12 protein-coding genes are annotated in these 14,665 nt (G+C 53.8%); 11 read left to right on the forward strand and 1 reads right to left on the reverse strand.

Features of this window, described 5'->3' with window-relative positions; all coding sequences use genetic code 11:
* Window positions 1-188 precede the first annotated feature (188 nt).
* Window positions 189-1,415, forward strand: a complete 1,227-nt coding sequence (locus tag Y71_RS01130; protein WP_007369622.1) for an ATP-grasp domain-containing protein — start codon at window positions 189-191, stop codon at window positions 1,413-1,415.
* A 27-nt stretch (window positions 1,416-1,442) separates the two neighbouring features.
* Window positions 1,443-2,552: a phosphoserine transaminase gene (locus tag Y71_RS01135; protein WP_007369623.1), complete on the forward strand. Its 1,110-nt coding sequence runs from the start codon at window positions 1,443-1,445 to the stop codon at window positions 2,550-2,552.
* A 44-nt stretch (window positions 2,553-2,596) separates the two neighbouring features.
* On the opposite strand, the gene Y71_RS01140 is transcribed toward Y71_RS01135, so the two are convergent.
* Window positions 2,597-3,301: a GNAT family N-acetyltransferase gene (locus Y71_RS01140; protein WP_007369624.1), complete on the reverse strand. Its 705-nt coding sequence runs from the start codon at window positions 3,299-3,301 to the stop codon at window positions 2,597-2,599.
* A 523-nt stretch (window positions 3,302-3,824) separates the two neighbouring features.
* On the opposite strand from Y71_RS01140, the gene Y71_RS01145 reads away from it, so the two are divergent.
* The 9 genes from Y71_RS01145 (at window position 3,825) to Y71_RS01180 (ending at window position 14,653) form a co-directional block, all read left to right on the forward strand.
* Window positions 3,825-5,747 carry a type VI secretion system Vgr family protein gene (locus tag Y71_RS01145; RefSeq protein WP_007369625.1) on the forward strand — a complete coding sequence of 641 codons (1,923 nt, stop codon included), beginning with the start codon at window positions 3,825-3,827 and terminating at the stop codon, window positions 5,745-5,747.
* Window positions 5,747-6,160 (forward strand): DcrB-related protein, encoded by a 414-nt coding sequence (locus Y71_RS01150; protein ID WP_007369626.1) that lies wholly within the window; start codon window positions 5,747-5,749, stop codon window positions 6,158-6,160. Before Y71_RS01145 ends, Y71_RS01150 begins: the two co-directional genes overlap by 1 nt.
* A gap of 3 nt (window positions 6,161-6,163) precedes the next feature.
* A complete protein-coding gene (locus Y71_RS01155) occupies window positions 6,164-10,693 on the forward strand; it encodes an RHS repeat-associated core domain-containing protein (protein WP_007369627.1) in 4,530 nt (1,509 codons plus the stop codon).
* Complete coding sequence (locus Y71_RS01160; protein WP_007369628.1) at window positions 10,690-11,316, forward strand: imm11 family protein; 627 nt, start codon at window positions 10,690-10,692, stop codon at window positions 11,314-11,316. The genes Y71_RS01155 and Y71_RS01160 overlap by 4 nt, the downstream gene beginning before the upstream one ends.
* Window positions 11,317-11,465: 149 nt before the next feature.
* Window positions 11,466-11,720 (forward strand): RHS domain-containing protein, encoded by a 255-nt coding sequence (locus tag Y71_RS01165; RefSeq protein ID WP_071531963.1) that lies wholly within the window; start codon window positions 11,466-11,468, stop codon window positions 11,718-11,720.
* 38 nt (window positions 11,721-11,758) lie between these two features.
* Window positions 11,759-11,914: a hypothetical protein gene (locus tag Y71_RS29865; protein ID WP_007369630.1), complete on the forward strand. Its 156-nt coding sequence runs from the start codon at window positions 11,759-11,761 to the stop codon at window positions 11,912-11,914.
* A 41-nt stretch (window positions 11,915-11,955) separates the two neighbouring features.
* The gene (locus Y71_RS01170) at window positions 11,956-12,435 is read left to right on the forward strand and encodes a hypothetical protein (RefSeq protein WP_236946367.1); all 480 of its coding nucleotides are present in this window, start codon (window positions 11,956-11,958) and stop codon (window positions 12,433-12,435) included.
* A gap of 142 nt (window positions 12,436-12,577) precedes the next feature.
* Window positions 12,578-13,555: an AEC family transporter gene (locus tag Y71_RS01175; protein ID WP_007369632.1), complete on the forward strand. Its 978-nt coding sequence runs from the start codon at window positions 12,578-12,580 to the stop codon at window positions 13,553-13,555.
* A 99-nt stretch (window positions 13,556-13,654) separates the two neighbouring features.
* A complete protein-coding gene (locus tag Y71_RS01180) occupies window positions 13,655-14,653 on the forward strand; it encodes a bifunctional helix-turn-helix transcriptional regulator/GNAT family N-acetyltransferase (RefSeq protein WP_007369633.1) in 999 nt (332 codons plus the stop codon).
* Window positions 14,654-14,665: the final 12 nt, after the last annotated feature.

A 14,665-nucleotide genomic window follows, 5' to 3' on the forward strand; every position in this document is an offset into this window, starting at 1 on the left:
GTCGTTATTTATTGATTGTTTTTATTAATTATTTTTTTTGAGTTTTACTTTTACTTATTCACCGCGTAACTGATTTGGCCGGTTTACGCTCAGTTATCCCGACAACTAAGGCCGCTATTCCGCGAATTGTTTGTTGGCGTTATGTCGCATCATAAGCGATATGCACCATACAAACAGGATTAACCACCATGCCACTAACGACTGAATCAGGCGTTTCGTCGGCGCGATTCCTCGGAATGGCGCCTTTTTTGCGTATGAGTATTGCGGGCGTTGACTTCACCTCCGCCACGCAGGAGATGATCGCGCAGGCGCAAAATGCCCCTGAAGATGCCGTGTTATGGATGAATCTCGCGACTGCGATGATGAGCCTGAAGCACGAAGAGCTGGGCCTGCAAATCCAGGCGCAGGCGCTGGATATGCAGCGCGTTTATCACTGGCCGGCGCGTCAGCCGACAAAATTACGCCTGCTGATGTTAATGGTACCGGGCAATCTCTCGGCAAATATTCCGCTCGACTGCCTGATGGAAGACAGCGATATCGACCTCATCTACTACTACGTCGATCCGCTGAACGACAATCCGCTGACGGCACCGGTGCCGGAACATGACGTGGTTATGGTGGCGATTGGCGCCAGCGATGAGCAGGAATCCGTGCTGCTGCGTCTTGAATATGCTCTGCGTAACTGGCCAAAACCGGTACTGAACCCGCCGAAAAATGTCCCGACTTCTGAACGCCATAACGCCAGCCTGCTGCTGCAAAATGTCCCCGGTTTAGTGATTTGTCCGGCGCTGCATGTCTCCCGCCAGGCGCTGCATGATGTCGCTTGTGGTCAGAAAGCGCTGGCAGATATCGCCGCTGATCACGACTTCCCGATTATTGTTCGCCCGGTAGGTAGCCACGGCGGTCACGGCCTGCAAAAAATCGACTCTGCCGCTGCTGTTACAGCCTACCTGGAAGAGACGGCCGGAGAGGAGTTTTTCGTTTCGCGCTTTGTCGATTACAGCGGCGAAGATGGCCTGTTCCGCAAAATGCGCGTGGTACTGATCGACGGTAAACCGTTCGCCTGCCATATGGGTGTCTCTTCGCACTGGATGATCCACTACGTTAACGCCGGGATGTACGAAGATGCGGACAAACGTGCGCAGGAAGGCCGTTTCTTCAATGAGTTTGCTGACTTTGCTGAACGTCATCGCGAAGCGCTGGACGCCATCAGCCAGCGTACCGGGCTGGAGTATATCGGCATCGACTGCGCGGAAACGCGCGACGGCGAACTGCTGATTTTTGAAATCGATCCGGCGATGGTTGTTCATGCGATGGACGATGAAGAGATGTTCCCGAATAAGCAAGTTCACATGCTGAAAGTGAAAACCGCGATGCGGGAAATGCTGCTTAAGTACGCCGGTCAGGCCCTTTAAAACGATAACTATGACTCAGGAAATAACATGTCATTAAATCCTAACAACACCCTTAATTTCTCCGGCGGGCCGGGCGCATTACCTGACGTCGTATTAAACCAGGTACAGCAGGCTATTATTAATGTCCCGGAAGTGGGCCTGTCGATTCTGGGTATCAGCCATCGCTCCGCATGGTTCGAAAATGTGGTTCGCGAAACCGAAAATAATATTCGCACCCTGCTGGGACTGCCTGCGGATTATCACATTCTGTTTTTACAGGGCGGCGCAACGCAGCAATTCTCGATGGTGCCAATGACCATGCTGCGCGGCAAAAAGCACCCGGCTGAGTATTTCGATACCGGTTACTGGAGCCGCAAAGTGATCACCGAAGCAATGCGCGAAGGGCCGGTACGCGTGATCTGGAGCGGTGAAAAAGAGGGCTACCGTCGTCTGCCGACCGACGAAGAGCTGGATTTCTCCCCGGACGCGCCTTACATCCACTATGTTTCCAACGAAACGGTAGAAGGCTTACAGTTCGATCGCGTGCTGGGCCGTGATGATGTGCCACGCGTTTGCGATATGTCTTCTGATTTTCTCTCCAAACCGTGCGATGCCGGTAAATTCTCGCTGATTTATGCCCACGCGCAGAAAAACATCGGCCCGGCGGGCGTGACCATCGTACTGGTTCGCGACAGTGTGGTGCAAAACGGCCCGACTAACCTGCCAGCGTTTCTTGATTATCGTCGCCAGGTGGAAGCGCACTCTAACCTGAATACACCGCCGGTATTCGCCATTTACGTGGTGATGCTGGTGACCCGCTGGTTGCTGAATGATATTGGCGGTCTGGAAAACATGGCGCGCATCAACCAGCAGAAATCTGCGCTGCTCTACAGCACCATTGATAACAGCGACGGTTTCTATCGTAACTGGGGCGATGCGGCCTTCCGTTCAGATATGAATGCCGCGTTTACACTGCCGACGGCGGCGCTGGAGGATAAATTCCTGCAGGAAGCGGAGCTGGCGGGTTTCTCTGGTCTGACGGGACACCGCGCGATCGGCGGCATCCGTGCCTCGATCTATAACGCGCTGACGCTTGGTGCAGTGGAAAAACTGAGCAACTTTATGGACGATTTCCGTTTCAAACAGCACGGAAAATAAGCCCTAAAGCCATGCGTTGCGCGGTAAGCCAACGCATGGCAACCTCAGTAGCGGCGAAACGACGCCAGCTTGTGCAGCTGGCGGCTGCGGTCGTCGAAGTTATCTGCGCGCAGCCAGCCAGTTATCATTGACGAGATCGCCGGCCATTCCCGTAAGGTAATCGAGAACACCGAAATATCCGTCAGATGGCCTTTGCGAATTCGCTTATCCCTTAATACGCCTTCTTTCACAAAACCAATTCGTTCTGCCGACTTAATCGCTTCCGTATTATAACTGCTGGTGCGCCATTCACAGCGGCGGTATTTTAATTGATCAAAGAAATAAGCCAGAACCAAATAAAGGCTTTCGGTGCTGATGCGCGTCCTTTTCATTAATGGCGTCCAGTTAACGCCGCCAATATCGAAGGAGCCATTCTCCGGATCAAATTTACCGGCATAAAATATCCCTTTTATTTGCTGATCGGCTTTATCCTGTACGGCATAATAAATTCTTTCTTTGTGTGTAGACAGATTTCTTAAATAGGAATAACAGGCCGTCATATCCTTTGGCCTGACATCCTCAAGGTAGGTCCAGTCGCGATCGTCGTCGATACTCTGCCATTCCGGGAAGAGGTCTTCGGCGTGATCAACCGCCAGTGGAACAACGTTACAGTATTGACCAGCAAGAGCGACTTTCTCGGGCATCGCCCGTTTTGTCCATTCCGAAAATTCCTGACCAATACGTTGTCCATACTGATTATACGTTTCCATTATTCCCTCCAGTTTAGTACTGATTTAATCCTGCTTAACGACCATTAAATGGGTATTAAATATTCGTAGGGTCTATGCCTTGGGCATATAATGGCTTAATTTGATATAAGTAAAAAATAAGGATGCGATAGTAATGAAAACGTTATACCGTGTTTCCGGTCGGCTGTCTCATCTTTAATGTTAAAGTGCGAGAATAGGCGAGAAAACGTTATCACCGGTATAGTTTTATCTGTGGTAAATAACACTTGTATGACATGTTTCCGCGTGAGTAATTGTCATAAAAATTTCGTATAAGTATTATTTCCAGATTGTGCTACGTGGCTAACCCTCTAAAAATTGGCGGGTTTTCTGGTTTTTAGATACCTGATTAGGACTATTCCTGGCATTTCTCGCGCCGAAAAATCAGACAATAACGTCCTTTTACATTTACAGAAATTGTGCGGTAGCGTGTCAATTATTCCGTAACGTTAAACTTACAGGCGAAGCCCGGAGCGGCTTGCGTCGTTATGTCAGGATCCGATTTATGAGCAATCGTATTACTGTTCAGTTACCCGTCGAAGGACTGCTTTTCTGGAAATTTTCAGGTCGTGAGGCGTTATCCGAGGCGTTTGCATTCAACCTGCAATTGCTGGGCACCGACGCGCGCATGGATCGCAGCCAGTTGCTCGGCAAAGCGGTCACCGTTACCGTGCCCACGCAATCGCTTTCCGGCTCCCGCTACTTCAACGGCAAAATTACCCGCGTGGCAGTCAGCGCGGTGGAACTGAGCGGGACACGCTACGCCGTCTATCAGCTTACCGTCGAGCCGGATCTGTGGCCAATGAAACGCGACCGTAACCTGCGCATCTTCCAGGGGCAGACGGTGCCACAAATCGTCAAAACCCTGCTTGGCGAATACCAGGTCAATCTGGAAGATAAGCTGAGCGGCAGTTACCGCGTCTGGGAGTATTGCGTTCAGTACCAGGAGAGCAGCTTCGATTTCATCAGCCGCCTGATGGAGCTGGAAGGGATTGCTTACCACTTTAAGCATGAAGCAGATAAACACACGCTGGTGCTGACCGACGCCGCTACGCAACATCAACCCTTCAGCGGCTATGAAACCATTCCTTATCACCAGACGCCGTCCGGCGGCAGCACGGATGAAGAGGGCATCAGCCAGTGGGCGCTGGAAGACAGCGTCACGCCGGGCATCTACAGCCTTGACGATTATGATTTCCGCAAGCCGAATGCATGGCTGTTCCAGGCGCGGCAAAACCCTTCATCGCCACAGCCGGGCAGCATTGACGTTTACGACTGGCCAGGGCGTTTTGTTGAACATGGCCACGGCGAGTTTTATGCCCGCATCCGCCAGGAACGCTGGCAGGTGGAACATCAGCAAATCGAAGGCACCGCCACGGCGATCGGCATCGTGCCGGGCAGCACTTTCCAGTTGACCAACGCCGCGTTTTTCAATGATAACGGCGAATATCTGGTAACCGCCGCGCATTACAACTTTGAAGAGAACCGCTATGCCAGCGGTGCGGATAGCCAGACGGTGCACCGCATTGATTTCAGCGTCATTCCCTCCTCGGTGGTCTTCCGCCCCGCGCAGCAAACCGCCTGGCCGCGAACTTATGGCCCACAAACCGCGCGCGTCGTCGGTCCGCAGGGCGAAAGCATCTGGACGGACAAATATGGCCGGGTGAAGGTGAAGTTTCACTGGGATCGACTGGCGAAGGGCGACGACACCAGCTCCTGCTGGGTGCGCGTCTCCAGCGCCTGGGCGGGCCAGGGTTTTGGCGGGGTGCAAATTCCGCGCGTCGGCGATGAAGTGGTGATCGACTTTATCAACGGCGACCCGGACAGGCCAATCATCACCGGGCGCGTCTATAACGAAGCCAGTATGCCGCCGTGGGCGCTGCCCGCCGCCGCGACGCAAATGGGCTTCCTCAGCCGTTCGAAAGATGGCTCAGTCGATAACGCCAACGCCCTGCGCTTTGAAGATAAAGCCGGGGAAGAGCAGGTGTGGATTCAGGCCGAGCGCAATCTTGATACCAACGTGAAAAACGACGAAACGCATACCGTTGGCGGTTCGCAGACCGTTAATGTGACGCGGGATTACACCGGCGCGGTGGCGGGATCGCATACCCAGGCCACGCAACTGGCGCATGAACAACTGGTCGGCGGCGGTTTTACCCAAAAAGTGCAGGGCGCGCTGGTTCAGGCTTCCGACAGCGGCATCATGCTGGTGGCGGGCAAATCGGTGCTGACGCTTGGCGCCAACGGCACGGTTTCACTGCAATGTCTGAACTTCAGCATTGATGCGCTGAGCAATGGTGAAATCAACACCGGCGGAACGCTGGATCTGAATATTACGCGGCCAGAGAGCCTGCCGACTGTCGAGCCGACGCCGGAACAAATTCAGGCCGCGGTAAAAGCCGCATTTAATCAAGGGACGGATAAATAATGGCGACGTTCACACTTTCTGAAGGCGTGCTGGCGTTACCGGGCGCGTATCAGGATCACAGCATCAATGTGCTGAAATTCAAAGAGCAGGGCGCAACGCTTGTCATCACCCGCGCGTGGGATATCAAACCCGGCGAGGAAGAGAATTTCCTCCAGCAGCAGTTGGCGAAAGTGAAGCGCAGCATGAAAAAGGTGGTGCTGGACGAGGTGCAGGATAGCGTCATCGGCGGGCTGCCCGCGCGTGAAGTCGCGCTACGTTTTGAAAATCAGCACGTTACCGTGTATGAAAAACTCGCCGTCGCCCGCGTGGAAGATCACCTGATGGCGTTCACGCTCAGCCGTGTCGCCCCGTTTGATGCCGACGCAGAGGCGTTCTGGACAACGGTAAAAAGCGGTGTGCAGCCGGGGGCGTAACGGATGACGGATTACCTTGCAGCGCGCATTGATGACCCGCTGATCCATAGCTCCGCGCTGGCGGATTTTGTCGGCGGATTAGTGGAAGGGGCGATTGTCGCCGCGATCTTTATTGCCGCTACCACGCCTATCGGTATCGTCGTCGCCGGTGTGGCGGTGGCTGGCTTGATGTTCAGCGGCGCGCTGGAGAGCGTGGGCAATGCGGCGGGAAAACTCGTCGATAGCCTGATAGACCCTGGGCCTCCCGATGCGCAAATTATCTCTGGCTCGGATAACGTGCTGATCATGGGCAAAAAGGCGGCACGTGCCGCTGGCACCGTCGATCGCGATTATCTGAACGCGACCGCTTCTGCGGACGAGAGCAGCTTCGACTGGGCCGGGTTCGGCATGATGGCGCTGGCGGGCGTCGCCGCAACGCTGAAAACGGCGCTGATGCCGGGCGAAGCGCTGATGGCGATGGCTGAACGCGCCAGCAAGCTGACCCTCGACGATGTCAAACAGTGGGGCAAAAACACCTGGAACGACCTGACGCAGCCGCTGGTGGAGAGCGCCAGCCCGTATGCGTCTCCCGCGCCGCACGATAACGTGGCCTGCAAAAAAGGCCATATGGTTACCAGCAGCAACTTTATCGCCCAGGGTTCAAAAGCGGTGCTGATCAACAACCAGCCCGCTGCCCGCAATGGTCACCTCAGCACCTGCGAAGCGGAAATCAAAGTCAGCGAAAACCCGCGCGTGCGTATCGGTGGCGACACCATCACCGTGCGCGATATCCACAGCGGTAAAAACCAACTGGCTTACCTCGCGGGCAACCTGCTTGGCAGCGCGGTCGTGGCGATTATCCCCTCGCTTATCAAGATGGGCTGTAACCGGCTGATCGTGAACCGCCTGATGCGGGAAATTATCTGTCCGCTTGGCGCTTATGTTGCCTCGGCGGGCGTGATGCCGGTACTGGCGGCAGCAGTAAACACCGTACACCCGGTCAATATCCTTACCGGCGCGAAAATCCTCAGCAAAGAAGAGGATCTCGATTTCGTGCTGCCGGACAGAATGCCGCTTTACTGGCAGCGCATTTACCACAGCCGCAACCTGTCAACCGGCATGCTCGGCACCGGCTGGATGCTACCGTTTGAAACCCGCCTTTACCGGCAAGCGGATAATCAGCTGATATTCCTCGATATGACTGGCCGCGAGCTGGGCATGGGAAATGTGCAGCCGGGCGACATGATCGATTACCAGGAAGATGGCATTAAGCTGTTCTGTAGCCCGAACGGGGCGATGGTCATTCAGCAAAATGACGGCGAGCACCAGTTGTACGAACCGGACCCAACGCGTCCCGGCGAGTGGCGCATTCAGCGCATTTATGACCGCCATGAAAACGTACAGCACTTTAGCTGGAACGAGCGCGGGCAACTGGCGCGCATCTCCGGCGATAACGAGGCGCTGGACGTTGAGCTGGAGTATGACGCGCTTTCCGGCCGCCTGTGCGCGGTTTATCAGGCGTACGATGGCGCGCGCCATCTGTTGGTCTCTTACCGTTTTAACGAGCAGGGGCAATTGATCGCCGTCACCGACGCCGACGGCATCGTCACCCGCCAGTTCGGCTGGGATCAGGCCAGCGAGATGATGGCCTGGCATGCCTACGCCACCGGGCTGAAAGTGCAGTACCAGTGGCGGCCCGACGCCAACTCGCGGCACTGGCGCGTTGAGGCGTATCAGGTGCTTGATGATCGTGGCGAGGTGCTGGAACGCTGGCGCATCGATGCCGACGAAACACAGCGCCGTGCGCGCGTCAGCAACGACCAAGGCGTCTCAAGCGAACATCACTGGGATGAACTGTTTCGCATCACCGCTTACACCGATCCGCACGGCGGCAAATGGCAATTTCGCTGGGCGGGCAACACTGAACAACTGCTGGCAATGGTGCAGCCGGACGGCGCGAGCTGGGAATATGCATGGGATGCGCGCGGCAATCTGACCATGGAGCGCGATCCGCTGGGCCGCACGACGCTGACCAGATGGCATCCGCTGTACGCCTTCCCGTTGAAAGAAGTGCTGCCCGATGGCGCAATCTGGCAGTACGAATACAACGTTGCGGGCGATGTGGTGAAACTGACCGATCCGGAAGGTGGCGTAACGCGCTTTGAGTGGAACGCGCAGGGCGATCTGCTGCGGCGCATTGATGCGCTGGAGAACAGCCACCGCTTCTGGTGGGACGCGCTCGGCCAGCTTATCCGTGAAGAAGATTGTTCCGGCTATCAGAGTCGCAACCAGTATGACGCTTCCGGCAAACTGATTAGCACCACCGATCCGCTCGGCAACAGCGAACGCTATATCTGGAGCCCGGCAGGCCGTCTGCAAACCTGGATCCGCGCCGACGGGCGAGAAACCCTGTTCAGCTATAACCACGCCGGGTTGCTGTGCGGGCAGAACATTGATGGCCTGCTGGAGCGTAAAGTGACGCTCAATGCGCGCGGCCAGGTGATTGAGGCTATCGATCCCGCCGGGCAGGTGACGCGTTTTCGCTTCAACCGCGCGGGCCGCCTGGTGACGCTGACCAACGCTAACAACCAGCAATGGCGCTTTGACTATACGCCTGAAGGCTTGCTGACCCGCCAGCACGATTACGCCGGTCGGCAGACGGAGTATCAGTACAACGCCATGCAGCAGGTGGCGACGCTGGTGCGTCATCCCGCCAGCGGTAGCGGTTTGTCGCCGCTGGTGACGAATTATGAATACGATGCGATCGGCCGCATGGTTGTGCGGGAAACCGAGCAACACCGCACCGAGTATCGCTACAACGCCCTGACTACCGAAATTCACCGCTTCCCGTACAGAGCGTGGCGGCAGGCGATGATCGACCAGCGCGAGCCGGAGAATGGCGAAGTGGTGGTTTTCCGCCGCAATAAACTCGGCGATCTGGTGGGGGAAGAGAACCATTCCGGCGCGTATCTGCATCAGTACGATGCATTAAGCAATCTCAGCGCGACCACTTTCCCGGACGGGCGGCAGTTGCAGTATCTGCGCTACGGTACCGGGCATTTGTTGGAGATGCAGCTTGCCGTTGGCGGGAATACGCTGCCGGTTGCCAGTTACCAGCGTGACAAACTGCACCGGGAGACCCGACGCACCACGGGTGCGGTGGAGCTGGAAACGCACTACGACATCGCCGGGCGCATCAGCCAGCGGCGCTGCGTTGATAATGTGCGCCAGCGGCTGGTGTTTGAGCGCCGCTACCAGTGGGATCGGGCCGATCAGATCATCCGCCAGATGTACACCGATGGCGCGCCGTCGACGCCTGCGGATAAATATCGCCAGTCGCTGTGGGGATACGATGCAGCAGGTCGCATGACGCAGAGTATTCAGCCTTCTGGAGAAGAGCGTTTCTGGTATGACGCGGCAGACAACCGCACAACAGCGGATTTGCCGCCAGTCTGGGACAACCTGCTAAAACGCCTCGACGGCGTGCGCCGCGAATATGACGGCTTCGGGCGCATGACGGAACGCCACGATACGCATCGCGGTATCGTGCAGCGCTTCAGTTATGACGATGAGCAGCGCATCAGCCAGGTCCTCATTGAAGGCGACGCGGAGTTCAGCAAAGCGGAATACCGTTACGACGCGCTGGGCCGCCGCACGGAGAAACAGGTGTGGCGACGCCACAGCCGCACGCCGGAACGCACGCAGTACGCATGGTCCGGGCTGCAAATGGTGGGCGAAACTGGCGACCGCGACCCGGAAGCCGCCGTGCAGTATATCTACACGGAAAACAGCTACGAGCCGCTGGCGCGCGTCGACAGCCGCCAGCAGTACGCGGAAATTTACTGGTATCACAGCGAAATCAACGGGTTGCCGCAATCGGTCACCGACAGTAACGGCGACATCGTCTGGCGCGGCGCGTTCAGCGCATGGGGACGCACAGAGCGGGAAAACGACGCGCTGAGGTGGGACACCCCACAAAACCTGCGCTTCCAGGGACAGTACCTCGATCGCGAAACCGGGCTGCACTACAACACGTTTCGCTACTATGACCCGACCGGCGGCTGCTACGCCCAGATGGACCCGATAGGGTTGCTGGGTGGGTTGAATACGTATACCTATGTTGGCGATCCCTTAGCATGGATTGACCCTTTGGGACTTAGTAGCTGTGTGTTAGGGCGTAATATGGGAGCACGGAGTGGTGATGGCATGGCGAACCATCACCTTATTCCGGAAGAATTGATAAAAGATAAAAACTTTAAACCAATTTTTGAAAGGCTTCGAAAAATTGGTTGGAATGGCGATGGCGCTTCAAATGGCATTTTCTTACCTGGCTCTCAAGATCTGGCAGGGAAGATAGGACTCCCTGGCCACTGGTCTAATCACAATCAGTATACCGCTGCTGTTAGAGGCCGATTAACTCAACTTGCAAGTCAGGCCAGCAGAATGAGTGATACTCAACTGGCATTAGGCGTAAAAAACATCCAGGATTGGGCAAGCAAAGGTCTTGAGTCTGGCATGTTTAAAATTGATCCGAATACCGGGAGATTACTATGAGTAATACAACTGAACAATTTTATGTTATGGAATATTTACCAGATGATGCTGGTTCTCCGTATTTTATGGATAAAGAGTGGGACCCGGAATTACCGGATTATGATATTTTTACAGCGCCGCCAAAATCCACTGATTTTTCTCCGGCATATCGTTTAAAAGCGAGTGCTACACAATTAGATGGCGATTTTTTGATTAGTGATAATCTGGTCTCTTTTGATTTTCTTAGACTGTGTGAAGAATATTTGGTACATAGCATACATATCCCAGTTGATATCTCACTCCTTAGAAAGAAAAAACCTGGAAAAGAGTATTATTTATTTTTCTTGCTGGACTATATTGAGATTCTCGATCGAGAAAAGTCTGACTATACGATTTCTCAGGATGTTGAGTCAGGTTTACTGAATACCCCGGAATCTCGTGGGCTTGATAAAACGTATTATGATACAATTGATTTGTTTATTGTAAAAAAAGAAATAAAAAACAATCTCTTTTTCTGTCAGGAATTATCAAAGCCAGTATGCTCCGGGTCTTTTAAAGAAAAATTTGAAATGCTGGGTTTAAAAGGAGTTGACTTTAAATCTATTGACGAAAATTTCAAATATGATGCCTGGGCTGGCTGGTGATAATTAAAAATAATGCCTGAAAAGCTCGATGGTTATAACGATAGCCTTCGGGCTTTATTAAACATACCAGAGCATTAACAAGGCGATGCGGAGTTCAGCAAAGCGGAATACCGTTACGACGCGCTGGGCCGCCGCACGGAGAAACAGGTGTGGCGACGCCACACCCGCACGCCGGAACGCACGCAGTACGCATTGTCCGGGCTGCAAATGGTGGGCGAAACTGGCGACCGCGACCCGGAAGCCGCCGTGCAGTATATCTACACGGAAAACAGCTACGAGCCGCTGGCGCGCGTCGCCAGCAGTATGCAGAAATTTACTGGTATCACAGCGAAATCAACGGGCTGCCGCAATCGGTCACCGACAGTAACGGCGATATCGTCTGGCGCGGCGCGTTCAGCGCATAAAATCTATAAATGTTAAAGATTCAGCAGCACTGACCTGGATGACCTATCCTGATATGCCAGAAGTGGGTAAAAGATGGAAAGAAAATAATGCATTCTTTAAATCTGAAGACGACCAAATAAATATCGACCCAGGAAAAGGTAAAGCGTTAGATATATTCAATAATAGCATTCAGAGTTTTGAGAGGTTAAATTAACATAAATGATACCTGAAAAGAAAAAATTGATTGTGTCGTTAATGAAAAACGATATTGACTTTTCACGATTTCTTAATAAATTCAATGAAGCGCATGGAGAACTAGATATATGCAACGAACTTATTTTAGCCCGTGAAGCGAAGGATGGTGAATTCGTTGATCTATTGCTATATCTTGCTGCTGTGGTAAGTTATGAATTCAAATGCATTGATGTCTTAAATGATTTGATTACAGATGATTGGCATGAAAAGCATGAAGAATTGGTTAGACTATTGGATTTTTATAAGAGTGCGTCAAGTGTAAATTCTCTATATTACGCAGCATTATTAAAGCTCAGTTATCGTGATTATGATGAAGATTTCGTGTTGGCAGATAAATGTATAAGAACCTTGGCAAAAATAAATAATAAAGATGCTATTGAAAAATTAAAGTTACTTAGTGCCGCTAATAATGATGCAATAAGTAATAGCGCGAAGAAACAATTAAAAAAGTTGGGGGTAATTGTAAGCCCCCCGTTTTAGTTCCACATCCTTTTTTGAGATTTCCAGGCGCAAGCCATTTCTCACAAAACAGATGTCAGACAAGCAGACGTACGCAAAACCATCCCCTATACTGCGGAAAACAAAGAGAAAATCACTTTTATCAATATCAACAGGGTAAGGGATGGACACAGCTGAATTTTTCGGCCAGCTTGTGCAGCAACTGCTGCTCTCTGCGCCGCTCTTTTTACTGATTGCACTGGGATACTCGCTGGGGCGCTTTGCTGGTTGGCCGGAATCGGTCAATGAGGGGTTAAACCGCTTCTGCTTTAACGTGGCGATCCCCTGCATGCTATTCAAAGTAATGAGTAAATTCTACGAAAGCCCGGCGGTGGATGTGCGGTTGCTGATTGCTTATTTCGGCACTTGCTTTGTGATCTACGTGATCGGGCGGATTCTGGCGAAAGGCATATTTCGCCTGGATTCGGTTTCTGCCTCGGTGTTTGGCCTTGCGGGCATCTTCTCTAACAACGTGATGCTCGGCATTCCGGTCGCGGTAATCCTGCTTGGCCCGGCGAGTCTCGCTTCGGTGGCGCTGGTTTTAGTGTTTAACAGCCTGATCCTGTGGACGCTGGTCACCGTGTCGGTGGAGTGGGCGCAGAACGGCAGCTTCTCGCTGCGCGGGATTGGCAAAACGCTGCTCAGCGTACTGCGTAACCCGATTATCATCGGCATTTTCACCGGTTTTGCCTGGAGCTTTCTGCTGCATCGCCCGGTGCCTGGCTTCCTCGATAGCCCGGTCAGCATGGTGGCGCAGGTGGCCGCGCCGCTGACGCTCATCACCCTCGGCATGAGCCTGTCGCGCTATCAAATCCGCAAAGGGCTGCGCGAAAGCGGCGCTATCTGCCTGTTGAAGCTGATCCTGATGCCGGGGCTGATTTGGGCGATAGCGTATCTGCTGCATCTGCCGCGTCAGGAAAGCCAGGTGGTGGTGCTGTTAGGCTCAATGGCGGTGGGGATCAATGTCTATCTGATGGCGCAAAAGTTCCAGGTATTGCAGGGCGCAACGGCAACCAGCATGCTGCTTTCCACGCTGTTCTCTACCGTAACGACGCCGCTGTGTATGATTTTGATGGCACATTTCTACCCCAACTGGCCCTGAAGATTCTCTCTCTTTCGCCTTCTGGACTTGAATTCATTTGCCGTATGTATGTATATATAATGATTTATATAAGTCATTATATATTTCTGCGGGTGACTAATGGATATTCTCTCTGATATGCCTTACGCCTTTCTCGGTAGCCGGTTAAAACGGCTGGCCGAGCAGTTGCAGGCGGAAGCCAGTGTATTGGTACAAAATACCGGGATTCATGTACCGGCCGGGTTGTACCCGGTTTTGCTGGCGCTCCATCGCCAGCCTGGTTTGACGATTGGCGAACTGGCCCGCTGTTCGCGGGTTAGCCAGCCTGCGATGACCAGCAGTATCAACCGCCTGATCCACGCTGGGTTAGTCACCCGTCAGAGTGACGGTGAAGATCGACGAAAATCGTTTATTCGCTTAACGGACGAGGGGACAAACGCCATTGTGCGGGGTGAAGAGATGGCATGGCCGCTGCTGGGCAAAGTCGTTCAGGAGCTGACGGCAGGCCTTTCGGGCAACTTTATCGAGCAGATCACGCAGCTTGAAAAACGCCTTGCCGAGCGCCCGTTGCCGGTTCGTGGCGCGCGTTACACCAAACTCGATGTTCGCCCCGTGAGGGAAGACGAAATCGCCGATGTCGTCAAATTACTGAACCGCGCTTACCGCAGCGGTGGCGAAGAAGCTGGCTGGACAACCGAAGCGGGTTTACTGGATGGCGATCGCATTAGCGAGCAAACGCTACGTGAAGAGCTGGCGAGCAAACCACAGGCGACGTTGCTGGTCTGGAAAACCGCCAGCGGCATTGATGGCTGTGTCTGGGTAGAGCCGCAGCAGGACGGCGTGTGGTATCTCGGATCGCTGGCGATTTCTCCGTCGCAGCAGAATGCGCAGTATGGCCGACGCCTGCTGGAAGCGGCGGAACAGTGGTGTCAGGCGCGCGGCGGGAAACGTATCCTGATGACGGTGTTGCAGGTGCGGGAGTCGCTGCTGGCCTGGTATCTGCGTCGCGGCTATCGCCGCACCGGGGAAACCGAGCCGTTTCCGGTGGATGATACCCGGTTTGGCATTCCGACCCGGCCCGGTCTGCTGTTCGAAGTACTGGTGAAAACGCTTAATTGAAACAGTGGCTGC

Origin of the sequence: Kosakonia radicincitans DSM 16656, from assembly GCF_000280495.2 — a bacterium.
GTDB classification, from domain to species: domain Bacteria; phylum Pseudomonadota; class Gammaproteobacteria; order Enterobacterales; family Enterobacteriaceae; genus Kosakonia; species Kosakonia radicincitans.